The organism is Pseudomonas putida (assembly GCF_005080685.1).
GTDB classification, from domain to species: domain Bacteria; phylum Pseudomonadota; class Gammaproteobacteria; order Pseudomonadales; family Pseudomonadaceae; genus Aquipseudomonas; species Aquipseudomonas putida_V.
The window spans coordinates 4,669,943-4,692,642 of sequence record NZ_CP039371.1 but is presented as its reverse complement, the minus strand read 5'-3'; the positions used below and the strand labels follow the sequence as shown (position 1 = coordinate 4,692,642).

The 22,700-nt window shown below is 64.5% G+C and carries 22 protein-coding genes and 1 pseudogene; 20 read left to right on the top strand and 3 right to left on the bottom strand.

The features are described 5' to 3' along the window. The first annotated feature begins 4 nt into the window (after nt 1-4). From fliO to E6B08_RS21610, 19 genes and pseudogenes are all read left to right on the top strand, one after another. Entirely contained in the window at nt 5-439 is a 435-nt protein-coding gene (gene fliO / locus E6B08_RS21700) for a flagellar biosynthetic protein FliO (protein ID WP_136917469.1), read from the top strand. Then, a complete protein-coding gene (fliP, locus tag E6B08_RS21695; protein WP_136915894.1) occupies nt 439-1,206 on the top strand; it encodes a flagellar type III secretion system pore protein FliP in 768 nt (255 codons plus the stop codon). The genes fliO and fliP overlap by 1 nt, the downstream gene beginning before the upstream one ends. 21 nt (nt 1,207-1,227) lie before the next feature. Then, nucleotides 1,228-1,497, top strand: a complete 270-nt coding sequence (gene fliQ, locus E6B08_RS21690) for a flagellar biosynthesis protein FliQ (protein WP_136915893.1) — start codon at nt 1,228-1,230, stop codon at nt 1,495-1,497. A gap of 7 nt (nt 1,498-1,504) precedes the next feature. Continuing rightward, the gene (gene fliR / locus E6B08_RS21685) at nt 1,505-2,281 is read left to right on the top strand and encodes a flagellar biosynthetic protein FliR (protein WP_136915892.1); all 777 of its coding nucleotides are present in this window, start codon (nt 1,505-1,507) and stop codon (nt 2,279-2,281) included. A 2-nt stretch (nt 2,282-2,283) separates the two neighbouring features. Next, complete coding sequence (gene flhB / locus E6B08_RS21680) at nt 2,284-3,426, top strand: flagellar biosynthesis protein FlhB (protein WP_136915891.1); 1,143 nt, start codon at nt 2,284-2,286, stop codon at nt 3,424-3,426. A 241-nt stretch (nt 3,427-3,667) separates the two neighbouring features. After that, entirely contained in the window at nt 3,668-5,797 is a 2,130-nt protein-coding gene (flhA, locus tag E6B08_RS21675; RefSeq protein WP_136915890.1) for a flagellar biosynthesis protein FlhA, read from the top strand. Between the two features lie 11 nt (nt 5,798-5,808). Beyond that, nucleotides 5,809-7,116, top strand: coding sequence for a flagellar biosynthesis protein FlhF (flhF, locus tag E6B08_RS21670; RefSeq protein ID WP_136915889.1), 1,308 nt, complete (start codon nt 5,809-5,811; stop codon nt 7,114-7,116). A gap of 98 nt (nt 7,117-7,214) precedes the next feature. After that, a pseudogene (gene fleN / locus E6B08_RS21665) lies at nt 7,215-8,056 on the top strand (flagellar synthesis regulator FleN). Beyond that, nucleotides 8,053-8,793, top strand: coding sequence for an RNA polymerase sigma factor FliA (gene fliA / locus E6B08_RS21660; protein WP_136915888.1), 741 nt, complete (start codon nt 8,053-8,055; stop codon nt 8,791-8,793). The pseudogene fleN and the gene fliA overlap by 4 nt, the downstream one beginning before the upstream one ends. 103 nt (nt 8,794-8,896) lie before the next feature. Then, complete coding sequence (locus tag E6B08_RS21655; protein ID WP_133328372.1) at nt 8,897-9,271, top strand: chemotaxis response regulator CheY; 375 nt, start codon at nt 8,897-8,899, stop codon at nt 9,269-9,271. 18 nt (nt 9,272-9,289) lie between these two features. Then, the gene (locus E6B08_RS21650; RefSeq protein WP_136915887.1) at nt 9,290-10,078 is read left to right on the top strand and encodes a protein phosphatase CheZ; all 789 of its coding nucleotides are present in this window, start codon (nt 9,290-9,292) and stop codon (nt 10,076-10,078) included. Between the two features lie 12 nt (nt 10,079-10,090). After that, on the top strand, nt 10,091-12,310 hold the full coding sequence (locus tag E6B08_RS21645; RefSeq protein ID WP_136915886.1) for a chemotaxis protein CheA: 2,220 nt from the start codon (nt 10,091-10,093) through the stop codon (nt 12,308-12,310). A 45-nt stretch (nt 12,311-12,355) separates the two neighbouring features. Beyond that, on the top strand, nt 12,356-13,495 hold the full coding sequence (locus E6B08_RS21640) for a protein-glutamate methylesterase/protein-glutamine glutaminase (RefSeq protein WP_136915885.1): 1,140 nt from the start codon (nt 12,356-12,358) through the stop codon (nt 13,493-13,495). Then, the gene (locus E6B08_RS21635) at nt 13,495-14,235 is read left to right on the top strand and encodes a flagellar motor protein (protein WP_136915884.1); all 741 of its coding nucleotides are present in this window, start codon (nt 13,495-13,497) and stop codon (nt 14,233-14,235) included. The genes E6B08_RS21640 and E6B08_RS21635 overlap by 1 nt, the downstream gene beginning before the upstream one ends. Nucleotides 14,236-14,238: 3 nt before the next feature. Then, the gene (gene motD / locus E6B08_RS21630) at nt 14,239-15,096 is read left to right on the top strand and encodes a flagellar motor protein MotD (protein WP_136915883.1); all 858 of its coding nucleotides are present in this window, start codon (nt 14,239-14,241) and stop codon (nt 15,094-15,096) included. A gap of 186 nt (nt 15,097-15,282) precedes the next feature. Next, complete coding sequence (locus E6B08_RS21625) at nt 15,283-16,074, top strand: ParA family protein (protein WP_136915882.1); 792 nt, start codon at nt 15,283-15,285, stop codon at nt 16,072-16,074. Next, complete coding sequence (locus tag E6B08_RS21620; RefSeq protein WP_136915881.1) at nt 16,071-16,961, top strand: CheW domain-containing protein; 891 nt, start codon at nt 16,071-16,073, stop codon at nt 16,959-16,961. The genes E6B08_RS21625 and E6B08_RS21620 overlap by 4 nt, the downstream gene beginning before the upstream one ends. A 42-nt stretch (nt 16,962-17,003) precedes the next feature. Next, a complete protein-coding gene (locus E6B08_RS21615) occupies nt 17,004-17,483 on the top strand; it encodes a chemotaxis protein CheW (RefSeq protein ID WP_003254393.1) in 480 nt (159 codons plus the stop codon). Nucleotide 17,484: 1 nt separating this feature from the next. Next, nucleotides 17,485-17,880, top strand: a complete 396-nt coding sequence (locus tag E6B08_RS21610) for a DUF2802 domain-containing protein (protein ID WP_136915880.1) — start codon at nt 17,485-17,487, stop codon at nt 17,878-17,880. 36 nt (nt 17,881-17,916) lie between these two features. On the opposite strand, the gene E6B08_RS21605 is transcribed toward E6B08_RS21610, so the two are convergent. Further along, nucleotides 17,917-20,343, bottom strand: coding sequence for a dermonecrotic toxin domain-containing protein (locus tag E6B08_RS21605; RefSeq protein WP_416194362.1), 2,427 nt, complete (start codon nt 20,341-20,343; stop codon nt 17,917-17,919). Nucleotides 20,344-20,351: 8 nt separating this feature from the next. Between E6B08_RS21605 and E6B08_RS31555 the strand changes: the two genes are divergently transcribed. Then, nucleotides 20,352-20,543: a hypothetical protein gene (locus E6B08_RS31555; protein WP_416194361.1), complete on the top strand. Its 192-nt coding sequence runs from the start codon at nt 20,352-20,354 to the stop codon at nt 20,541-20,543. Nucleotides 20,544-20,699: 156 nt separating this feature from the next. On the opposite strand, the gene E6B08_RS21600 is transcribed toward E6B08_RS31555, so the two are convergent. Together E6B08_RS21600 and E6B08_RS21595 are read right to left on the bottom strand one after the other, a co-directional pair. Continuing rightward, on the bottom strand, nt 20,700-21,044 hold the full coding sequence (locus E6B08_RS21600) for an EscU/YscU/HrcU family type III secretion system export apparatus switch protein (RefSeq protein ID WP_136915879.1): 345 nt from the start codon (nt 21,042-21,044) through the stop codon (nt 20,700-20,702). Next, nucleotides 21,041-22,597, bottom strand: coding sequence for a flagellar hook-length control protein FliK (locus E6B08_RS21595; RefSeq protein ID WP_136915878.1), 1,557 nt, complete (start codon nt 22,595-22,597; stop codon nt 21,041-21,043). The genes E6B08_RS21600 and E6B08_RS21595 overlap by 4 nt, the downstream gene beginning before the upstream one ends. Between the last annotated feature and the right edge of the window lie 103 nt (nt 22,598-22,700).

Genomic DNA, 22,700 nt, shown 5'->3' with positions numbered 1-22,700 from the left:
TTTGATGCGCGCCGTCACGGCCCTGGGCACGTTGCTGGCCAGCGAAATCGCCATTGCCGCCGCCACCCCGACCCCGGTCGTGCCGGCGGCACCCGGCAGCCTGGGCGGGCAGCTGGCGCAGATGGTGTTCGGCCTGCTGCTGGTGGTGGGCTTGATCTTCTTCCTCGCCTGGCTGCTGCGCCGCATGCAAGGCGCCGCGCCCAAGGGCGGGCAGGTGATCGAGATCGTCGGCAGCCGCGCCATCGGCCCGCGTGACCGGTTGCTGCTGGTGCAGGTTGGCAAGGAGCAGATCCTCATTGGCCACAGCCCGGGCAACATCGAAGCCCTGCATGTCATGGCCGAGCCGGTGGAAGTGCCTGCCAGTGCCCGCCAGGCGGCGCCGGAGTTCGCCCAGCGCTTGCTGGAATTGATGGGCAAGGACCAGAAGGACAAGAAGTGATGAGCCGCGCCTTGCGCATGTTGTTGAGCACCGTGTTGCCGTTCGCGCTGCTGTTGGCCGCGCCGCTGGCGCTGGCCGCCGATCCGTTGTCGATTCCGGCGATCACCCTGGCCAATGGTCCGGACGGGCAGCAGGAGTATTCGGTCAGCCTGCAGATCCTGCTGATCATGACCGCGCTGAGCTTCATTCCGGCGTTCGTCATCCTGATGACCAGCTTCACCCGCATCATCATCGTGTTCTCGATCCTGCGTCAGGCACTGGGCCTGCAGCAGACGCCGTCGAACCAGATCCTCACCGGCATGGCGCTGTTCCTCACGCTGTTCATCATGGCGCCGGTGTTCGACAAGGTGAATCAGACGGCCCTGCAGCCGTACCTGAACGAGCAGATGACCGCCCAGCAGGCCATCGAGACGGCCCAGGGGCCGCTCAAGGACTTCATGCTGGCGCAGACCCGGCAGAGCGACCTGGACCTGTTCATGCGCCTGTCCAAGCGCACCGACATCGCCGGCCCCGACCAGGTGCCGCTGACCATCCTGGTGCCGTCGTTCGTCACCTCCGAGCTCAAGACCGCGTTCCAGATCGGCTTCATGATCTTCATCCCCTTCCTGATCATCGACCTGGTGGTCGCCAGTGTATTGATGGCCATGGGTATGATGATGCTGTCGCCGCTGATCATCTCGTTGCCGTTCAAGATCATGCTGTTCGTCCTGGTCGATGGCTGGGCGCTGATCATGGGCACCCTGGCCGGCAGTTTCGGTGGCGTCTGACGCCGCCAAGGAGAGCCACGCATGACACCTGAAATAGCGGTCGACCTGTTCCGAGACGCGCTCTGGCTGACCACCTTGATGGTCGCCATCCTGGTGGTCCCGAGCCTGCTGGTGGGCCTGATCGTGGCGATGTTCCAGGCCGCCACGCAGATCAACGAACAGACCCTGAGCTTCCTGCCGCGCCTGCTGGTGATGCTGGTGACGCTGATCGTCGCCGGGCCATGGCTGGTGCAGAAGTTCATGGAGTACATCACCGGCCTGTACACCAGCATCCCGCAGCTGATCGGTTGACCGGGCCATGCTGGAGCTGACCGACGCGCAGATCGGCACATGGGTGGCGACCTTCCTGCTGCCGCTGTTCCGGGTCACGGCGATGCTGATGACCATGCCGATCTTCGGCACCAAGATGCTACCCACGCGCGTGCGTCTCTACGTGGCCGTGGCCATCACCGTGGTGATCGTGCCAGCGCTGCCGCCATTGCCCGAATTCGACCCGCTGAGCCTGCGCGGCCTGCTGCTGTGCGCCGAGCAGATCATCGTCGGGACCTTGTTCGGCATGGCCCTGCAGCTGTTGTTCCAGGCCTTCGTCATCGCCGGGCAGATCGTCTCCACCCAGATGGGCATGGGCTTCGCCTCGATGGTCGACCCGGCCAACGGCGTCAACGTGGCAGTGGTCAGCCAGTTCATGACCATGCTGGTCAGCATCCTGTTCCTGTTGATGAACGGCCATCTGGTGATGTTCGAGATACTCACCGAGAGCTTCACCACGTTGCCGGTGGGCGATGCCCTGGTGGTCAGTCACTTCTGGGAGATGGCCGGGCGCCTGGGTTGGGTGTTCGGCGCCGGGCTGTTGTTGATCCTGCCGGCGATCACCGCGCTGCTGGTGGTGAACATCGCCTTTGGCGTGATGACCCGTGCAGCACCGCAGTTGAACATCTTCTCCATCGGCTTCCCGCTGACCCTGGTGCTGGGCATGGGCATCTTCTGGATCGGCCTGGCCGATGTGCTGTCGCATTACCAGGCATTGGCCAGCGAATCGCTGCAATGGCTTCGTGAACTGGCGAGGGCGCGCTGAGCATGGCGGAGAGCGAGAGCGGTCAGGACAAGACGGAAGACCCCACCGACAAACGCAAGCGCGACGCGCGCGAAAAAGGTGAGATCGCCCGTTCCAAGGAGCTGAACACGGTCGCCGTGACCTTGGCCGGTGCCGGTGGTCTGCTGGCTTTCGGCGGCCATCTGGCAGAAACCCTGCTGGAAATGATGCGCCTGAATTTCAGCCTGACCCGCGAGGTGATCGTCGATGAGCGGGCCATGGGCGCGTTCCTGCTGGCGTCGGGCAAGATGGCGGTGTGGGCGGTGCAACCGGTATTGATCCTGCTGTTCGTGATCTCCTTCGTGGCGCCCATCGCCTTGGGCGGGTTTCTGTTCTCCGGCAGCCTTCTGCAGCCCAAGTTCAGCCGCATGAACCCGCTGTCGGGGGTCAAGCGCATGTTCTCGATGAACTCGTTGACCGAGCTGATCAAGGCCATTGCCAAGTTCTTCGTGATCCTCCTGGTAGCACTGGTGGTGCTGGCCAACGACCGCCAGGCGCTGTTGTCGATCGCCAACGAGCCGCTGGAGCAGGCGATCCTCCACAGCGTGCAGGTGGTGGGTTGGAGTGCGCTGTGGATGGCGGCGGGGCTGCTGCTGATTGCTGCGGTGGACGTGCCGTTCCAGCTGTGGCAGACGGCCAAGAAGCTGAAGATGACCAAGCAGGAAGTGCGCGACGAGTACAAGGAGCAGGAGGGCAAGCCCGAGGTCAAGCAGCGCATCCGCCAGTTGCAGCGCGAGGTGTCGCAGCGGCGCATGATGGCCGCCGTGCCCCAGGCCGATGTGATCATCACCAACCCCACGCACTATGCCGTGGCCCTGCAGTACGACCCGGAGAAGGGCGGCGCGGCGCCGCTGCTGATCGCCAAGGGCACCGATTTCCTGGCGTTGAAGATCCGCGAGATCGGCGTCGAGCACAAGATCCAGATCCTCGAGTCGCCCGCCCTGGCGCGGGCGATCTACTACTCCACGGAGCTTGAGCGTGAGATCCCGGCGGGGCTATACCTGGCGGTGGCGCAGGTGCTGGCCTACGTATTCCAGATTCGCCAGTACCGGGCGGGCAAGGGCAAGCGGCCGGATCCGCTCAAGCAAGACCTGCCGATACCGCCGGATCTGCGGCGCGACGACTGAAGGCAGACCTGGCGCAGTTGTTGTGTGGGAGCGGCCTTGTGTCGCGCGCAGCGCCCCTGGTTTTTCAGCTGCGCTACATGGATTGCCGGGGCTGCTGCGCAGCCCTTTCGCGACACAAGGCCGCTCCCACACGGCCCGCGCTGCAACTTGGATCGCCGCATGGGCAAAGTTGGAAGGCTTCTTGCACAGCCACGCCGAAACGCCCTGTGGGCGTCAAAGTTTTGCAGCAAGAGGAATCGCGGTGGATCGCACTCAGTTAATCAGCAACGCTCGCAGTAACCTGGCCGGCCTCGGTCGGGGCAGCCTGGGCGTGCCGCTGCTGTTGCTGGTGATGTTGGCAATGATGATGTTGCCGATGCCGCCGTTCCTGCTCGACGTGTTCTTCACCTTCAACATCGCCCTGTCGATCGTGGTCCTGCTGGTCTGCGTATACGCCCTGCGCCCGCTGGATTTCGCCGCCTTCCCGACCATCCTGCTGGTGGCCACGCTGCTGCGCCTGGCACTGAACGTGGCCTCCACCCGCGTGGTCATGCTCCACGGCCAGGAGGGCCATGGCGCGGCGGGCAAGGTGATCCAGGCCTTCGGTGAAGTGGTCATCGGCGGCAACTACGTCGTTGGTGCGGTGGTGTTCGCCATCCTCATGATCATCAACTTCGTGGTCGTGACCAAAGGTGCCGGGCGTATTTCCGAGGTGAGCGCACGCTTCACCCTCGACGCCATGCCGGGCAAGCAGATGGCCATCGACGCCGACCTCAACGCCGGCCTGATCGACCAGGCGGGCGCCAAGGCGCGTCGCGCCGAAGTGGCCCAGGAGGCCGAGTTCTACGGCTCGATGGACGGTGCCAGCAAGTTCGTGCGCGGTGACGCCATCGCCGGCCTGTTGATCCTGTTCATCAACCTCATCGGCGGCATGCTGATCGGCATGCTGCAACACGACATGTCGTTCAGCGATGCCGGCAAGGTCTACGCCCTGCTGACCATCGGTGACGGTTTGGTGGCGCAATTGCCATCACTGCTGCTGTCCACCGCCGCCGCGATCATGGTCACCCGTGCCTCGGGCTCCGAGGACATGGGCAAGCTGATCAACCGGCAGATGTTCGATTCGCCCAAGGCCCTGGCGGTGTCCGCCGCGCTGATGATCGTCATGGGCCTGGTGCCGGGCATGCCGCACATCGCCTTCATCAGCCTCGGCCTGATGGCCGCTGGTGGCGCCTACCTGGTGTGGAAGAAACAGCAGACGGCCAAGGCGGCTGCGCAGGCCGAAGTGCAGCGCCAGCAAGACCTGCTGCCCTCGCCGCAGCGTGCGCTGGAAACCAAGGAGCTGGGCTGGGACGACGTCACCCCGATCGACATGATCGGCCTGGAAGTCGGCTACCGGCTGATCCCGCTGGTGGATCGCAACCAGGGCGGCCAGTTGCTGGCGCGGATCAAGGGCGTGCGCAAGAAGCTGTCCCAGGACCTGGGTTTCCTCATGCCCACCGTGCATATCCGCGATAACCTCGACCTGCAGCCCAGTGCCTACCGCCTGACGCTGATGGGCGTGATCCTCTCCGAGGCCGAGATCTACCCGGACCGGGAGCTGGCGATCAACCCCGGCCAGGTGTTCGGTACGCTCAACGGCATTGCCGCGCGCGACCCGGCGTTCGGCCTGGAGGCGGTGTGGATCGACGTTGGCCAGCGCGCCCAGGCGCAGTCGCTGGGCTACACCGTGGTCGATGCCAGTACCGTGGTCGCCACCCACCTCAACCAGATTCTGCAGAAGCACTGCCACGAACTGATCGGCCACGAAGAGGTCCAGCAATTGCTGGCGGTGCTGGGCAAGGCGTCGCCGAAGCTTGCCGAAGAGCTGGTGCCCGGTGTCATTTCGTTGTCGGGCCTGCTCAAGGTGCTGCAAGCGTTGCTCGCCGAGCAGGTGCCGGTACGTGACATCCGCAGCATTGCCGAGGCCATCGCCAACAACGCGGCGAAGAGTCAAGATACCGCCGCGCTGGTCGCCGCAGTGCGCGTCGGATTGTGTCGCGCCATCGTGCAAAGCATTGTCGGCACTGAGTCGGAGCTGCCTGTGATCACCTTGGAGCCAAGGTTGGAACAGATTTTGCTCAATAGTCTGCAAAGGGCCGGGCAAGGTCAGGAAGAAGGTGTTCTCCTGGAGCCGAGCATGGCCGAAAAGCTGCAGCGCTCGTTGATCGAAGCGGCCCAGCGTCAGGAGATGCAAGGCCAGGCGGCCATCCTCCTGGTGGCGGGTCCGATCCGTGCCATGCTGTCGCGCTTCGGCCGCCTGGCTGTACCGAATTTGCATGTTCTGGCGTATCAGGAAATTCCTGACAACAAGCAAGTCACCATCGTTGCCACCGTGGGCCCAAATGGCTGAGGTAGTGGGTTATGCAAGTTAAGCGTTTTTTCGCCGCCGATATGCGCCAGGCCATGAAGCTGGTCCGCGATGAGCTCGGCTCCGATGCCGCCATCATCGGCAACCGTCGCATCGCCGGCGGCGTCGAACTGACCGCCGCGCTGGACTACAAGCTGTCCGCGCTGGCGCCGCGCGTGCCCAATGCCGAACTCGAGGAAGAGCTGCGCAAGACCCAGTCGCGCATCGCTTCGGCCCAGGCTGAGCTTGCCAGCCGCGAAGGCGAGGCCCCGGGCAACCGCCAATTGTTCGCCGGCCAGTCGCTGACCGCCGCCGAGCCGCTGATCGAACCCCACGTCGACGAGCCAGTGGCGCCTGCAGCCGCTCCGGCCGCAGCAGTCGACCCGCGTCTGTTCGATGCCATGCGCTCCGAGCTGTCTGGCCTGCGCGAGCTGCTCGAAGTGCAGCTCGGCTCGTTGGCCTGGGGCCAGTTGCAGGGCAGCCAGCCGCAGCAGGCCAACCTCTGGCGGCGTTTGCTGCGCATCGGTCTGTCGGGGCCGATCGCCCGCCAGTTGCTCGACCTCACCCAAGGCATCGAAGAGCCGCGCCAGGCCTGGCGCATGCTCCTGGCGCACCTGGCGCGGATGATCGAAGTGCCCGAGGTCGAGCCGATCGAGGAGGGTGGGGTGATCGCCATGGTCGGCCCGGCCGGCATGGGCAAGACCACCACCCTGGCCAAGCTGGCGGCGCGCTACGTGCTCAAGTACGGCCCGGCCAACGTCGCGCTGGTGAGCATGGACAGCTTCCGCATCGGCGCCCAGGAGCAGCTCAAGACCCTTGGCCGCATCCTCAACGTGCCGGTTACCTATGTCGACCCCGGCGAATCCCTGGCCCAGGCCCTGGAGCCGCTGCTGCGCAAACGCGTGGTGCTGATCGATACCGCCGGCCTGCAGGCCAGCGACCCGGCCCTGCGCATGCAACTGGAAACCCTGGCCGGCCGTGGCATCGCCGCGAAGAATTACCTGGTCCTGGCCACCACCAGCCAGAAGCAGGTGCTGACCGCCGCCTACCACAGTTACAAGCGCTGCGGGCTGGCTGGATGTATCCTGACCAAACTCGATGAAACGGCGAGCCTCGGCGAAGTGCTGAGCCTGGCGATCAGTCATGAACTGCCAGTGGCCTACCTGACCGATGGCCCGCGCATTCCCGACGACCTGCACCTGCCGCGCAAGCACCAGCTGGTGAGCCGTGCGGTCAGTGTGCAGATGCAGGACGAGCCCAGCGAGGAGGCCATGGCCGACATGTTCGCTGATCTCTATCACAACCCGCGACGTGCGGGTTGAAGGCAAGACGTGTGCAAGACAGCTATACCAAAGTACCTACACCCAGGGGCCCGCACGGTTGCCCTTCGTGTGGCCCAGGTCCAAGCGAGACAAGGTAAATAACAGATATGGGTAGCATGCACCCCGTACAGGTGATCGCCGTGACTGGCGGCAAAGGTGGCGTCGGCAAGACCAATGTTTCAGTGAACCTGTCACTGGCATTGGCCGAGCTCGGCCGCCGCGTCATGCTGCTGGACGCCGACCTTGGCCTGGCCAACGTCGACGTGTTGCTGGGGCTGACGCCCAAGCGCACCCTCGCCGACGTCATCGAAGGGCGTTGCGAGCTGCGCGACGTGTTGCTGCAAGGCCCGGCGGTGTGCGCATCGTGCCGGCGGCCTCGGGCACGCAGAGCATGGTGCACCTGGCGCCGGCCCAGCATGCCGGGCTGATCCAGGCTTTCAGCGAGATCGGCGACAACCTCGACGTGCTGGTCATCGACACCGCTGCGGGCATCGGTGACTCGGTGGTCAGTTTCGTGCGCGCCGCCCAGGAAGTCCTGCTGGTGGTGTGCGACGAACCCACCTCGATCACCGACGCCTACGCGCTGATCAAACTGCTCAACCGTGATTACGGGATGAACCGTTTCCGCGTGCTGGCGAACATGGCGCAGAGCCCGCAGGAGGGCCGCAACCTGTTCGCCAAGCTGACCAAGGTGACCGACCGTTTCCTCGACGTGGCTCTGCAGTACGTGGGCGCTGTGCCCTACGACGAATGCGTGCGCAAGGCGGTGCAGAAGCAGCGTGCGGTCTACGAGGCCTTCCCGCGCTCCAAGTGCGCCCTGGCGTTCAAGGCCATCGCGCAGAAGGTCGACAGCTGGCCGCTGCCGGCCAACCCGCGTGGCCACCTGGAGTTCTTCGTCGAGCGCCTGGTGCAACCGAGCAGTGCAGGGCCGGTGTTATGAACGCGAGCGGCTTCAAGATGTACAGCAAGGCGTCCAAGGACGCCCAGTACGAACTGGTCGAGCGCTACGCGCCGCTGGTCAAGCGCATCGCCTACCACCTGCTGGCGCGCCTGCCAGCCAACGTGCAGGTCGAGGACCTGATCCAGGCGGGCATGATCGGCCTTCTGGAAGTGGCCAACAAATACGACGCGAGCAAGGGCGCGAGCTTCGAGACCTACGCCGGCATCCGCATCCGCGGGGCCATGCTCGACGAGGTCCGCAAGGGTGACTGGGCGCCCCGCTCGGTGCACCGCAATACCCGCATGGTCAGCGACGCGATGCGCGCCGTCGAAGCAAGAACCGGGCGTGACGCTAAAGATCACGAGGTTGCTGCCGAACTCCAATTGAGTCTCGATGATTACTACGGGATTTTGAACGATACCTTGGGGAGCCGCCTGTTCAGCTTCGACGACCTGTTGCAGGACGGCGAGCACGAAGGGTTGCACGAGGACGGCGCCAGTGGCCAGGTCGAGCCTTCGCGCGACCTGGAAGAAGAGCGCTTCCAGGCCGCCCTGGCCGAAGCCATCGCCAACCTGCCGGAGCGCGAGCGCCTGGTGCTGGCGCTGTACTACGACGAGGAGCTGAACCTCAAGGAAATCGGTGAGGTGCTGGGGGTCAGCGAATCGCGTGTCAGCCAGTTGCACAGCCAGTGCGCCGCGCGTCTGCGCAGCCGCCTTGGAGAATGGCGGGCACGTTGAGCCCGGGGTCGTTGCAGTCGTTTGCCGTTGTACCGAATTGATTGAGTGCGTGCTCGCAGGCGAGCGCGTTTGAGACTGCTTGGAGGTCTAATTGAACAAAGACATGAAAATCCTCATCGTTGACGACTTTTCGACGATGCGGCGGATCATCAAGAACCTGTTGCGTGATCTGGGCTTCACCAATACCGATGAAGCCGATGACGGCACCACGGCGCTGCCGATGCTCGAAAGCGGCCATTACGACTTCCTGGTGACCGACTGGAACATGCCGGGCATGTCCGGTATCGACCTGCTGCGCAAGGTGCGCGCTCACGAGCGCCTCAAGGGCATGCCGGTGCTGATGGTGACCGCCGAAGCCAAGCGCGACCAGATCATCGAAGCGGCCCAGGCCGGCGTCAATGGTTACGTGGTCAAGCCGTTCACCGCCCAGGTGCTCAAAGAAAAGATCGAGAAGATCTTCGAACGCGTCAACGGCTGAGTCACGTCAGGGGGCGCCATGGAACCATCACATTCGTCTTTGGGGGAGTTCGAGTCGACCCTGAAGAAACATGCCGAGGAGCTGGTCGAGAGCCTTGAGAAGGGCCGTTTCGGCGATGCGGTGCAGTTGATTCATCAGCTGAACCAGACCCGCGACCGCGGCCTGTACCAGGAGGTCGGCAAGCTCACCCGTGAGCTGCACAGCGCGATCGTCAGCTTCCAGATCGACCCGCGCATGCCGCAGGCCGAGGAGGTCTCGCAGATCACCGACGCCACCGAGCGCCTGTCCTACGTGGTGAAACTCACCGAGGGTGCGGCCAACCGCACCATGGACCTGGTGGAGCAGGGCACCCCGGTGCTCAACGAGTTGGCCGCCGAGGCGCAGAACCTGAGCGTCGACTGGCAGCGCTTCATGCGCCGCGAGGTCGCAGCGCCCGAGTTCCGTGACCTGGTCAAGCGCGTCGACAGTTTCCTGACGCACAGCGCCGAGGGCAATCGGCAGGTTGCCGGCCACCTCAACGACATTCTCCTGGCCCAGGACTACCAAGACCTCACCGGCCAGGTGATCAAGCGGGTGACCGCGCTGGTGACCGAAGTCGAAAGCAATCTGCTCAAGCTCGTGTTGATGGCCAGCCAGGTCGACCGTTTTGCCGGTATCGAACACGACCATCAACAGCTTCGTGCTGAAAAAGATCAAGAAAAACATCCGACTCGGGGTGAAGGTCCGCAGATTCATGCCGATAAGCGTGAAGACGTCGTATCCGGTCAGGATGACGTCGACGATCTGCTGTCCAGCCTGGGTTTTTAAGGAGCACGTTTAATGAGCTTCGGCGCCGATGAAGAAATCCTTCAGGATTTCCTGGTAGAAGCCGGCGAAATTCTTGAGCAACTGTCCGAGCAACTGGTCGAGCTGGAAAGCCGGCCCGACGATGCCGACCTGCTCAATGCGATCTTTCGCGGTTTCCACACTGTAAAAGGGGGCGCCGGCTTCCTTCAGCTCAACGAGCTGGTGGAGTGCTGCCATATCGCCGAGAACGTGTTCGACATCCTGCGCAAAGGTGAGCGCCGGGTCGACGCGGAACTGATGGACGTGGTGCTTGCCGCGCTCGACACGGTCAACAGCATGTTCGGCCAGGTGCGCGAGCGTAGCGAAGTGACCCCGGCCACGCCGGAGCTGCTGGCGGCGTTGTCGCGCCTGGCAGAACCTGCCTCGGCCGACGAAGCCGCAGCGCAAGCCGCGCCCGAGCCTGTGCTCGAGGCGCCCGCAGCCGAAGCGGACATCACCGACACCGAGTTCGAGCAACTGCTCGACTCGCTCGATGCGGTGAAGGCCGAAGCGGCTGCCGCCGAGCAGATGCAGGCCGAGGGCGTCAGCGGCGAGGGTGACGAAATCACCGACGCCGAGTTCGAGTCGCTGCTCGACCAGTTGCACGGCAAGGGCCAGTTCAGCGCCGAAGTCGTCGCCAGCGAGTCGCCAGTGGCCGCCAAGGAACCGGCGAGCGACGAGATCACCGACGAAGAGTTCGAGTCGCTGCTCGACCAGCTGCATGGCAAGGGCACCTTCCAGGCCGACGCCTTGCCAGCGGCCAGCGCTGCACCGGCTGGCGCCGTGGCTGCTGGTGACGACATCAGCGAGCACGAGTTCGAGGCGCTGCTCGACCAGTTGCACGGCAAGGGCAAGTTCTCCGGTGATGCGGTCGCAGCGCCGGCGCCTGCCGCCGTGGCCAGCAAGCCGCAAGCCAAGCCCCAAGCCAAACCAGAGCCCAAGCCAGAGCCCAAGCCCGCTGCCGCCGCCCCGGCGCCGGTCGCCAAGGCTGCCGCGCCCGCCCGCGCCGCGTCGCCAGTGGCGGAAAAGCCTGTGGCCAGCGAAGCGGAAACCACCGTGCGGGTCGACACCGCACGCCTGGACGAGATCATGAACATGGTCGGCGAACTGGTGCTGGTGCGTAACCGCCTGGTACGCCTGGGCCTGAACAGCGGCGACGAGGCCATGTCCAAGGCCGTGTCGAACCTCGACGTGGTCACCGCCGACCTGCAGACCGCGGTCATGAAGACGCGCATGCAGCCGATCAAGAAGGTCTTCGGGCGCTTCCCGCGTCTGGTGCGCGACCTCGCCCGCCAGCTCAAGAAAGAGATCAACCTGGAGCTGGTCGGTGAAGAAACCGACCTCGACAAGAACCTCGTCGAGGCCCTGGCCGACCCGCTGGTGCACTTGGTGCGCAACGCCGTCGACCACGGCGTCGAAATGCCCGACGAGCGCGAGGCCTCGGGCAAGGCCCGTACCGGCCGCGTGGTGCTCTCGGCCGAGCAGGAAGGCGATCATATCCTCTTGTCGATTTCCGACGACGGCAAGGGCATGGACCCAAGCGTGCTGCGCGCCAAGGCCGTGGAAAAAGGCCTGATGGACAAGGACGCGGCCGACCGCCTGAGCGAATCGGACTGCTACAACCTGATCTTCGCCCCGGGCTTCTCGACCAAGACCGAGATCTCCGACGTGTCCGGCCGTGGTGTCGGCATGGACGTGGTGAAGACCAAGATCTCCCAGCTCAACGGCTCGATCAACATCTTCTCGGCCAAGGGCCAGGGGTCGAAGATCGTCATCAAGGTGCCGCTGACCCTGGCGATCATGCCGACCCTGATGGTCATGCTGGGCAACCAGGCGTTCGCCTTCCCGCTGGTCAACGTCAACGAGATCTTCCACCTCGACCTGTCGCGCACCAATGTGGTCGACGGCCAGGAAGTGGTAATCGTGCGCGACAAGGCACTGCCGCTGTTCTACCTCAAGCGCTGGCTGGTCCGCGACCAGGTGCACGAGGAGCAGCGCGAGGGCCATGTGGTGATCCTGTCGGTCGGTACCCAACGCATCGGCTTCGTCGTCGACCAGTTGGTGGGCCAGGAAGAGGTGGTGATCAAGCCGCTGGGCAAGATGCTGCAGGGCACCCCGGGCATGTCCGGCGCCACCATCACCGGCGACGGCCGTATCGCGCTGATTCTCGACGTGCCGAGCATGCTCAAGCGTTACGCGGCACGGCGTATTTGATTCTGCTGGCGCACCCGCAGGGGCGCGCCGGCTAATGGAGTGTTTATGGCTGTCAAGGTCCTGGTGGTGGATGATTCCGGTTTCTTCCGCCGCCGTGTCTCGGAAATCCTCTCGGCCGACCCGACGATCCAGGTCGTCGGCACCGCGACCAACGGCCGGGAGGCGATCGACCAGGCACAGGCGCTCAAGCCCGATGTCATCACCATGGACTACGAAATGCCCATGATGGACGGCATCACCGCGGTGCGGCACATCATGCAGCGCTGCCCGACGCCGGTGTTGATGTTCTCCTCGCTGACCCACGAAGGCGCCCGGGTCACCCTCGACGCGCTGGACGCCGGCGCGGTGGACTACCTGCCGAAGAACTTCGAAGATATTTCCCGCAACCCGGAAAAGGTCAAGCAACTGCTGTGCGAGAAGGTCCACACCATTTCGCGCAGCAACCGCCGTTTCGGCAGCTACGCCAGCCCCGCGCCTGCCGCTGCAGCGACGCCTGCGAGCCCTGCACAGGCGCCCGCCAGCAGCCTGGCAACGGCCACGCCAGCTCCGGTACGCAGCGCCGCGCCTGCGCGCGCCGCTGCATCGGCGAGCGCGCCGGCAGCATCGCCCGCGCCCAAGCGCAAGCCCTACAAACTGGTGGCCATCGGTACCTCCACCGGCGGGCCGGTGGCGTTGCAGCGGGTCCTCACCCAGCTGCCGGCCAGCTTCCCGGCGCCGATCGTGCTCATCCAGCACATGCCTGCGGCATTCACCAAGGCCTTTGCCGAGCGCCTCGACAAGCTGTGCAAGATCAGCGTCAAGGAAGCCGAGGATGGCGACGTGCTGCGCCCAGGCCTGGCCCTGCTGGCGCCGGGTGGCAAGCAGATGATGGTCGATGGCCGTGGCACGGTGAAGATCCTGCCGGGTGACGAGCGCCTGAACTACAAGCCCTGCGTGGACATCACCTTCGGTTCGGCGGCCAAGTCGTACGGCGACAAGGTGCTCTCGGTGGTGCTCACCGGCATGGGCGCGGACGGGCGCGAAGGCGCGCGGTTGCTCAAGCAGGGGGGCAGCACGGTGTGGGCCCAGGATGAAGCCAGCTGCGTGATCTATGGCATGCCCATGGCCATCGTCAAGGCCAACCTGGCCGATGCGGTGTACAGCCTGGACGAAATCGGCAAGCACCTGGTAGAGGCCTGCGTCTGATGGATGTGTTGAGCCTGATTGGCCTGAGCCTGGCTTTCGTTGCCATCGTCGGCGGTAATTTCCTCGAAGGTGGCCATGTCGGCGCGCTGATCAACGGCCCTGCCGGGCTGATCGTGCTCGGCGGTACCCTGGCGGCGGCGCTCCTGCAATCGCCGTTGTCCGCATTCAAGCGGGCGCTGCAGATCTTGCGCTGGATCATCTTCCCACCGCGGGTGGACCTGGCGGGTGGGATCGACCGCGTGGTCAACTGGAGCCTGACGGCACGCAAGGAGGGCCTGCTGGGTCTTGAAGGCGTGGCCGATGCCGAGCCCGACCCGTATGCGCGCAAGGGCCTGCAACTGCTGGTCGACGGCGCGGAGCCCGAGTCGGTCCGCAGCATCCTCGAAGTCGACTTCCTGACCCAGGAGGCCCGCGACATCCAGGCCGCCAAGGTGTTCGAGAGCATGGGCGGCTATGCGCCGACCATCGGCATCATCGGTGCGGTGATGGGCCTGATCCACGTGATGGGCAACCTTGCCGACCCGTCGCAACTGGGCAACGGCATTGCCGTGGCCTTCGTCGCCACCATCTACGGCGTGGCCAGCGCCAACCTGATACTGCTGCCGATCGCCAACAAGCTCAAGGCCATCGTCCTGCGCCAGTCGCGCTATCGCGAGATGCTGCTCGAAGGGCTGCTGTCGATTGCCGAAGGGGAAAACCCACGCTCGATCGAGCTGAAGCTGCAAGGCTTCATGGAGTAACCCATGCGTCGCCGTCGCCATACCGAAGAACACGAGAATCACGAACGCTGGCTGGTGTCGTACGCCGACTTCATCACCTTGCTGTTCGCTTTCTTCGTGGTCATGTACTCGATTTCCTCGATCAACGAGGGCAAGTACAAAGTCATCTCCCAGGCGCTGCTGGGGGTGTTCAACGACCCCGAACGGGCCATGAAGCCGATCCCCATCGGTGATGAGCAGCCGCTGAGCGTGCGCCCGGCCGAGCCGTTGATCAAGGACAGCGAGCAGACCGATGCGGGCCTGGCGCAGACCAGCGTCGATCCACTGAAGACCATCAGCGACGACGTGCGCGATGCGTTCGGCGACCTGATCAAGTCCGACCAGATGACCGTGCGCGGCAACGAGCTATGGGTCGAGATCGAACTCAACTCGTCGCTGTTGTTCGGCAGCGGCGATGCCATGCCCAGCGACAAGGCGTTCGACATCATCGAGAAGGTGGCGAACATCCTCAAGCCGTTCGCCAACCCGGTGCATGTGGAAGGCTTCACCGACAACCTGCCGATCCGCACCGCGCAATACCCGACCAACTGGGAGCTGTCGTCGGCGCGGGCGGCGAGCATCGTGCGCCTGCTGGCGATGGAAGGGGTCAACCCGGCGCGCATGGCCTCGGTGGGCTATGGCGAATATCAGCCGGTGGCCAGCAACGACAGCGCCGAAGGGCGGGCGCGCAACCGCCGGGTGGTGCTGGTGATTTCCCGCAACCTTGAAGTGCGCCGCAGCCTGACCGGTTCCGGCAGTGCCAACGCCACACCGGATGCGGCCTTGCGACGTGCTGGCACACAAAGTGCACCGGCTACGCCAACAGCGGCGGCGGGGCAGTAACTCGTCAATTCTCCGTCACCGCCAACACGTTCGTGGGATCGTCGCGGTCCCCTGTAGGAGCGGGTTTATCGGAGCGCCGAACCGCCGCGAAGGCTGCAACTCGGTATATGGCACCGGCTATGCCGGTGTTCGCGGGTAAACCCGCTCCTACCGAGGCCGCGAAATCAATGAGATAGAAGTTGTCCTATGAGAGTCTGGGCAGTAGCCAATCAAAAAGGTGGTGTCGGCAAGACCACCACCACGATCGCCCTGGCCGGCCTGTTGGCCGAGGCGGGCAAGCGCGTGGTCGTCGTCGATCTCGACCCGCATGGCTCGATGACCAGTTACTTCGGGCACAATCCCGATGCGCTGGAGCACAGCTGCTACGACCTGTTCCTGCACAAGGGCGCGGTGCCAGAGGGCTTGCCCGGGCAATTGCTGCTGCCGACCAGCGACGAGCGCATTTCGCTGTTGCCCTCGAGCACCGCGCTGGCGGTGCTCGAACGTCAGTCGCCTGGGCAGAACGGCCTGGGTCTGGTGATCGCCAAGAGTCTGGCGCAGCTGTGGCAGGATTTCGACTTCGCCCTGATCGACAGCCCGCCACTGTTGGGCGTGTTGATGGTCAATGCCCTGGCCGCCAGTCAGCAGCTGGTGATTCCGGTGCAGACCGAGTTCCTTGCGGTCAAGGGGCTGGAGCGCATGATCGGCACCTTGGCCATGATCAACCGCTCGCGCAAGCAGGCCTTGCCGTACCAGATCGTCCCGACCCTGTTCGACCGTCGTACCCAGGCCTCGATGGGCACCCTGAAGGTGCTGCGCGATACCTATGACCAGCAGGTCTGGCAGGGTTACATACCGGTCGACACGCGCCTGCGCGATGCCAGCCGCAACGGCGTCACGCCGTCGCAGTTCGACGGCAAGAGCCGAGGCGTGATCGCCTACCGGGCACTGCTCAAGCACCTGCTGACCTACAAAGCCGCGCTGCGGGTGGCCTCATGAATCGCCCTGTCGGCACTCGCCCGCAACTGGCCCTGCAGTCCTACCTCGATGGGTTGTTGCAGGAAGCCACCGAATTCGACGAACCGCTCCAGGCTTCGCAGGCTCCAGCGGCCGAACCCAGCGATGAATTCGCCGCGGCCGTGCGTGAAGAGCAGGCATTCGATGCTCGCCAGCAGGTCCAGGCGCCTGCGGCCAGCAACGTTGCGCGTCCTTTCGCCGAGCCGCCCGCGCCGATCTTGCCGGCAGTGATGCCAGCCGAGGAGCCCGTGGTCGCGGTGATCGAGACCGACGTGGTGGCCGAGGCCAGCATCCCGGTGTTGATCGATGTACAGGCCGCCGAGCCGGTTGCACCGCTGGTCGACGTCCACCTGCCGGCAGCAGGCGTGCCCACGCCGCCGGCCACGGTCGATGGCCGCCCGGCCTGGGCTGCCGAGCCTTTCGAGTGCTTGTTGTTCGACGTCGCCGGGCTGACCCTGGCGGTGCCGCTGGTCTGCCTGGGCTCCATCTATAGCCTCGAGGGCCAGGAACTGACGCCGCTGTTCGGCCAGCCGGACTGGTTCCTCGGCATCCTGACCTGCCAGGCCGGCAACCTGAAGGTGCTGGACACCGCGCGCTGGGTCATGCCCGACCGCTATCGCGAAGACTTCCGCCAGGGCCTGCACTACGTGATTTCGGTGCAGGGCTACGAATGGGGGCTGGCGGTGCACCAGGTCAGCCGCTCGCTGCGCCTGGACCCGAACGAGATCAAATGGCGCAGCCAGCGGGGCCAGCGCCCGTGGCTGGCCGGCACGGTCATCGAACACATGTGTGCGCTGCTGGATGTCGCCGAGCTGGCCGAGTTGATCGCCAGCGGTGCCGTCAAGCAGATGCACAGCCAACAGCAATGACACCTAACACACCGCCGATGGCGGAATTCAAGGGGTAGGGGAATGAAAAAGTCGTCCGCACAAGGTTCCGAAGATCCGATCCTGCAGTGGGTAACCTTCCGTCTGGACAACGAGTCCTACGGCATCAACGTGATGCAGGTGCAGGAAGTGCTGCGTTATACCGAGATCGCCCCAGTGCCAGGTGCGCCTAGCTACGTGCTGGGCATCATCAACCTGCGCGGCAACGTGGTGACGGTGATCGACACCCGCCAGCGTTTCGGCCTGATGCCGACCGAGGTGACCGACAATACCCGTATCGTCATCATCGAGGCGGACAAGCAGGTGGTGGGCATCCTGGTCGATAGCGTCGCCGAAGTCGTCTACCTGCGTCAGTCGGAGATCGAGACCGCGCCGAACGTGGGCAACGAGGAGTCGGCCAAGTTCATCCAGGGCGTGTGCAACAAGAACGGCGAGCTGCTGATCCTGGTCGAGCTGGACAAGATGATGACCGAGGAAGAGTGGTCCGAGCTGGAGAACATCTGAGTTGATCTTCGAGGCTGCTGTCATCTTCCTGGCGCTGCTGTGGGCGCTGAGCCTGTGGTTGTTCCTCAACTACAGCAAGCGCCAGCGCGAACTGGCCGCCGAACAGGCTGTGGGCGATGCGCTGCGTGACCAGCGCATCAAGGACCTGGCCAAGCGCCTGGACGACTACCAGAACGGTACCGTGCGCATGGGCGAGGCCATCCACGAACTGCGCGCGGTGGTGGCGCCGCTGCCCGAGAAAGTGCAACAGCTCGAACAGCGCGATCCCAACAGCGTGACCTTCACCCAGGCGGCCAAACTGGTCGGCATGGGCGCCAGTGTCTCCGAACTCACCGAAACCTGCGGCCTGACCCAGGCCGAGGCGGAGTTGATGAGGAAGTTGCACCGCGGCGAGTGAGGCCTACGGGCCTACCGGGGGCGCGGGAATCCGCGCTCACTTCGCCCAGCTGTGCGCGTGCCCCATCCTTGCGACCCGGTCCAGGGGCACGTGTTCGCGCAATGTGCGGGCTAACAGACTGAAATTCACGGTATCCGCTATGTCGTGGATCGGCGCGGTCATCAGGTTGCAGATCTCGCGCAATTGCCTGAGCCACGGCAGGCGTTCGTCGATCACGTCGTTGAGCACCCCAGGCCCGCTGATCAGGCTGAGCTTGCGCGCATAGTCGTGAAAGAGCACCGGTTGCAGGATCGGGTCGGGACGGCTTCGGTAGAAGGCCGGCGCTTGCGCATAGCGTTCGAGGATGCGCTCGGAAATCGCATCGAGCGTCGGGTTGCCTGGATGACTGCCGATCATGCTGCTGTTGAACTTGATGTACATGCCCAGCAGGTCGTTGGACACTGGCGGCGATAGCACCAGGCCGTCGTTGGTGGTCTTGAGCTCGATCTGTTGCAGGGGCAGCTCGCCTTGCGCGCCGGAGGCCGCCAGCAGACGGTCATCGGCATCCAGGTAAAGCCCGCCATAATGCTTGAGCAAGCGATAGCGCAAGACATCGCAGGCCGAGCTGAAATTCCTCGCCACTCCGTCATTGCCGTCGATGGCGTCCCGGTACTGGCGGTAGAAAGGCGAATGGTTGAAGTCCTGGAAGAATCCCTGGTCTTCCAAAGCCATCAGCAATGCGTTGGGCGCCCGCTCGCGCAACAGCCGCAAGTTACCGAGGTAGGTGGCATGGTTCTCCCGCGAGAGGAAAATCTGGTAGCGATACGAGGTGCCCTGCAAGGCCTGGGCATTGTGTGCCAGCGCGTCGAGAAATTCTCCCTCCAGCAGTTTGTCGCCCAGCCATACGCTGCTAAGCACCTTGGGAATGGGAGTGCGCTGTAGTTCGGCATAGCGCTGGAAGTCCAGTGGCAGTTCCAGGTCGATGCCCAGACCCCGCAATGTGGCCATACGTTGCGCATCGTTGGCAATGCGGGGTTGCGAGGCGATGACCAGGGCGAACTCGCTTTCGTCGCGGATGATCCAGCGCGCAGGGTCGGCCTGACGTGCATCCTGCGTGCGGATGAAGCTGTCGCTGGCCACCTCGTATTCCACCCAGTCGTTGACGATCCCATGATCGGTACGCAACCAGGCCGCGAAGCGTGAGCGCAGGTGCTCGTCGATGCGTGCGACCAGTGTCGAAGTGGCTTGCGAGGAGACTGTCACCTGCTCGCGGAACGCCATTTCGGCAGGTTCCAGCTCCAACTCATCGACTTGTGGTGCAGCACCGACTGGCACTTCCAGCAGATCCACGAGGCGCTTGCTGGAGAAGAACCCCCGGCGTGCGTAGCGAAACACGCCAGCGGGCCGAGCGACGATGTTGCCCACCGCCGGCAGTGCATTGAACAGGCCGAAAACCTGCTCGTTCAGCCCCTGCTCGCGCTGTTGCAGATCCTTGCCGTTGATCGCGGCATCCAGGCCGAGGCCGAATTGGCCCACGCCGCCAGCCAGCAACAGGGGCGAAAGTTCTGGGAGCACGATCACCAGTGGAGCCAGCAGGGTCGTCATCAGGTTCAGATAGGAGCCCCAGCGAGCCTTGTCGATGTCATGGTTGCTGGTGATCTGGCTGTCGGCGTCGGCGTAGGCGCGTTGCTTGTGCAGCAGGGTCAGGGTTTCGAACAAGTCTCCTTCGATGGGAGGGCTGTATTTCTCGGGGCGATAGTTGATGACGTTTTCCGGTTTCCAGAAACCACTGGTGGCGAAGCCCGCCTGGTGAACCGACAACCGATGCGGCCGGGGATACAGGCCAAGCCCGTCGAGCGCGGTGCGCAGGCCGCTGAACTCCAGGCCATCCGGCCAATCGGCGCGGACGAAGTGGTTGAGCAGGGCCGAGCGTTTGGCGGTATCCCGACACTGTACGGCCAGCCATTGCTGCATGGCCGAGGCGTTGGCGAACTCGTGGAACGGGGACAGGTTGCCCGGGATGTACAGCACCACTTGCGGGCGCGATGCCTGGCTGATGTAAACGATGTTGGACGAGGCATAACCATAGATGTTGAGCATCGCTGCCTGGACATCCTGACGTGGCGCCAGACCCGCAGCCCGCCAGATCGATTGCTGGCTGTCTGGGGAAAGGCTGCCCTCGATGACCTGCCGGTTGCACGCAGCGATGAAGGCGATTTTCAGTGCGCGTTGATAGTGCGCCTGGCGTTTGTGCCAGTAGGTGTCCAACCGAGCCTTGAATTCGCTGTGAAAATGCAGGCCCCAGAGATGGCTCTGAAAGTCCTCGGCGCGCACCGGCAGGCGTGTGTCGGGGCATAACGCGCAGGTTGGGTGCGGCGATAGAGCCCGTTGAAGACCAGGTAGGGTGAGGCATTGGACAATATACCCAGCGGCTCCAGGCGCTCGACCATGTTCAATGTCCCGGTGGGCGGTATGCCTGCCCAATCGCCATAGTGAAAGCCGCCGTAACCGGCGGCGCTTTCACCCTGCCAGTTGCTCAGCAAGGCTTCGACCAGGTTCAGCTTCTGGGTGATGACGGCATTGTCCTGGGTGTACGCACGGCCTTCGCCCAAGGGTTCGGTTTGGTAGTGGAAGGTGATCACGTCGATATCGAGCGGGCTGTCGGTAAAGCCTCGTTCGGCTAGCCAGGCAGACAGTTTCTCGTTGGCGAGCAGGTCCGGGCGGGGGATATCGTGCAATGCCTGGCGGACCAGGTCGAGGTTGGTCGGAGGAATGGGGCGCATACGCTGGCCTTTGAATTGAAAGTGCACAGCGTGACCGGTTGGCGGTGTCCAGACGTGTTAGATAGTGCTATCGCCCGGTGGTAATGCCAAGGTCGCGGGAGAGATGTCGCGTGGCTGCGCAGGGGTATCGTCGAACCCTGGTGGCACCTTGCCCCGCAGTTGCCAGGCGAAGGCGATGATCTCGGCGATGGTCAGGTACAGCGCCTCGGGAATCTGCTCGCCCAGCTCAAGGCGAGCCAGCAGGCGTACTAGCTCTGCGTTTTCGTAGATCGGCACCTCGTGCTCGCGGGCCAGGGCGAGGATGGCCTCGGCCAGGGCATCGTCACCCTTGGCGGTGAGGGTCGGGGCCTGTTGGCCGTCGTAGTTCAGGGCGATCGCCTGGCGCGGTTGCTTCTGCTTCATGCGTTCTCGTCCACCCAACGCTGTTCCACTCGGGTACGCGGGCCTTGGGGGGGAATGCCTGGGTGGCATTCCAGGTCGCCGACCTCCAGGCCGCGGTCCAGCAGGCGCTCGCGCAAACTGCCAAGGTGGCGGTCGATCAGCCGTGCGGTTGGCTCGCGTTCGGCCCACAACTGCCCTGACAGCCGGCCCTGGTTGAGCTGGGCCTGGACTTGCAACGGGCCGAGCGGTGCCAGGTCGAAGGCCAGCTCGATGCGCCACCGCGCCAGCAACGGGTCTTGCTGCCCGGATTGGCGGTCGGCCTGTTGCTCCGGGGTTTCTTCGCGCTGCAGTTTGGCCTGCAGGGGGATGAAGTCCTGCCCATGGCGCACCGGGATCTCGGTTTGCCAGGTGGTCTGCAGGTTGCCGTTCTCCAGCGTGCCGGACTGCTGCAGGCTGCTCAGGGCATGGCTTTGCAAGCGCGAAATGGCCGCGCTGGCCAGGCGCAGCAATTGTTGCAGGTCACCTTCGTCCTCCAGTGCCTGCAGCAGCCGCGTGGGCAGCGGGAACGCGCCTGGCTGCTGCCGGGGGCTGACCCGGTCGAGCAGCCCCAGGGCACTGCGGGCCATGGCTGGCAAGCTCTGGGCCAGGGTGCTCGCGGCGATGGCGGGGCTGCCTGGGGTGTTGGCTGACACCAGCGACACCAAACGCACCAACTGTGCCTTGAGGTCGGTGGCTACCCCGGCGCCAAGCCCCCCAAGCAGCTTGGCCTCAAGAAATGCGCCGCTGTTGTTCAGGGCCTGCGCGAGCGTCTTGGCATTGCCGAGCTGGCGCGCATCCGGCAGGTTGGCGAGCAGGTTGGTAGCCGCAGCGCGCAGCTCGCCGTTGGCCTGTGGGCTGTTGGCGATCTGCTGCAGGCCGCTGAGCAGGCTCGGCAACGACGCCTGGCGGCCTTGCTGGGTCAGCAACTGCTGGGCGATGTCGAGTTGGTCCTGGCGACCGCTCAGCGGCACGAAACGCAGCGACTGGTCGCTCTGCACCAAGGCGCTGAGCAGACTGCCCACCGGCAGTGGGCGCGGGCTGTCGAGGGTCAGGGTAGCGCCGGCCTGGGCAGTGTTGAGCAGGCTCACCAGCGAGCGGAAGCCGGCTGTTTCGCCCGCCGCCTGGGGCAACGGCTGGTTGGTCAGGACCTTGCCTTGCAGCAGGGTGCCGACCGGGACCTTGGCGGTGTCCAGCTGGGTGAGGGTGGCGACGTTGCTGGCGCTGGCCTGTTGTACCAGCACCGCCAGGCGGTTGCTCTCGGGTTGGCTGACGGTGACCTGGCTGCCCTGGGGGATCGGCTGGCTGGAGGTGGCCTGGACCTGGGTCAAGGTGCCGTTGGCCTGTGCCAGGCGCAACACCAGCAGGAACTCGTTGCCGTTCTGACGCAGGGTCAGGACTTCGGCCTGGGCGGTTTCGCCGGGCTTGAGCAGGCCAGGCTGCGCCTGGGTCAGGCTCAGCAGCTCACTGGTCAACGCCGCCTTGATCACCTGCGGGTTGAGGGTGGCTTGAGCGCCGACACTATTGATTTCAGTCATGTATTGTATACAACCTGTCGAACCCGCCTCTTGGCAGCGTGGCCGCACATGTAATAATGCCCGGCCGCCAGCCATTGCCAGTATAACGGCAGCGCGGGGGGCG

Excerpts from the sequence above, each read along its gene's own strand:
- fliO (WP_136917469.1), top strand. The coding sequence starts at position 5 with ATGCGCGCCGTCACGGCCCTGGGCACGTTGCTGGCCAGCGAAATCGCC.
- fliP (WP_136915894.1), top strand. The coding sequence starts at position 439 with ATGAGCCGCGCCTTGCGCATGTTGTTGAGCACCGTGTTGCCGTTCGCG.
- fliQ (WP_136915893.1), top strand. The coding sequence starts at position 1,228 with ATGACACCTGAAATAGCGGTCGACCTGTTCCGAGACGCGCTCTGGCTG.
- fliR (WP_136915892.1), top strand. The coding sequence starts at position 1,505 with ATGCTGGAGCTGACCGACGCGCAGATCGGCACATGGGTGGCGACCTTC.
- flhB (WP_136915891.1), top strand. The coding sequence starts at position 2,284 with ATGGCGGAGAGCGAGAGCGGTCAGGACAAGACGGAAGACCCCACCGAC.
- flhF (WP_136915889.1), top strand. The coding sequence starts at position 5,809 with ATGCAAGTTAAGCGTTTTTTCGCCGCCGATATGCGCCAGGCCATGAAG.
- fliA (WP_136915888.1), top strand. The coding sequence starts at position 8,053 with ATGAACGCGAGCGGCTTCAAGATGTACAGCAAGGCGTCCAAGGACGCC.
- E6B08_RS21655 (WP_133328372.1), top strand. The coding sequence starts at position 8,897 with ATGAAAATCCTCATCGTTGACGACTTTTCGACGATGCGGCGGATCATC.
- E6B08_RS21650 (WP_136915887.1), top strand. The coding sequence starts at position 9,290 with ATGGAACCATCACATTCGTCTTTGGGGGAGTTCGAGTCGACCCTGAAG.
- E6B08_RS21645 (WP_136915886.1), top strand. The coding sequence starts at position 10,091 with ATGAGCTTCGGCGCCGATGAAGAAATCCTTCAGGATTTCCTGGTAGAA.
- E6B08_RS21640 (WP_136915885.1), top strand. The coding sequence starts at position 12,356 with ATGGCTGTCAAGGTCCTGGTGGTGGATGATTCCGGTTTCTTCCGCCGC.
- E6B08_RS21635 (WP_136915884.1), top strand. The coding sequence starts at position 13,495 with ATGGATGTGTTGAGCCTGATTGGCCTGAGCCTGGCTTTCGTTGCCATC.
- motD (WP_136915883.1), top strand. The coding sequence starts at position 14,239 with ATGCGTCGCCGTCGCCATACCGAAGAACACGAGAATCACGAACGCTGG.
- E6B08_RS21625 (WP_136915882.1), top strand. The coding sequence starts at position 15,283 with ATGAGAGTCTGGGCAGTAGCCAATCAAAAAGGTGGTGTCGGCAAGACC.
- E6B08_RS21620 (WP_136915881.1), top strand. The coding sequence starts at position 16,071 with ATGAATCGCCCTGTCGGCACTCGCCCGCAACTGGCCCTGCAGTCCTAC.
- E6B08_RS21615 (WP_003254393.1), top strand. The coding sequence starts at position 17,004 with ATGAAAAAGTCGTCCGCACAAGGTTCCGAAGATCCGATCCTGCAGTGG.
- E6B08_RS21600 (WP_136915879.1), bottom strand. The coding sequence starts at position 21,044 with ATGAAGCAGAAGCAACCGCGCCAGGCGATCGCCCTGAACTACGACGGC.
- E6B08_RS21595 (WP_136915878.1), bottom strand. The coding sequence starts at position 22,597 with ATGACTGAAATCAATAGTGTCGGCGCTCAAGCCACCCTCAACCCGCAG.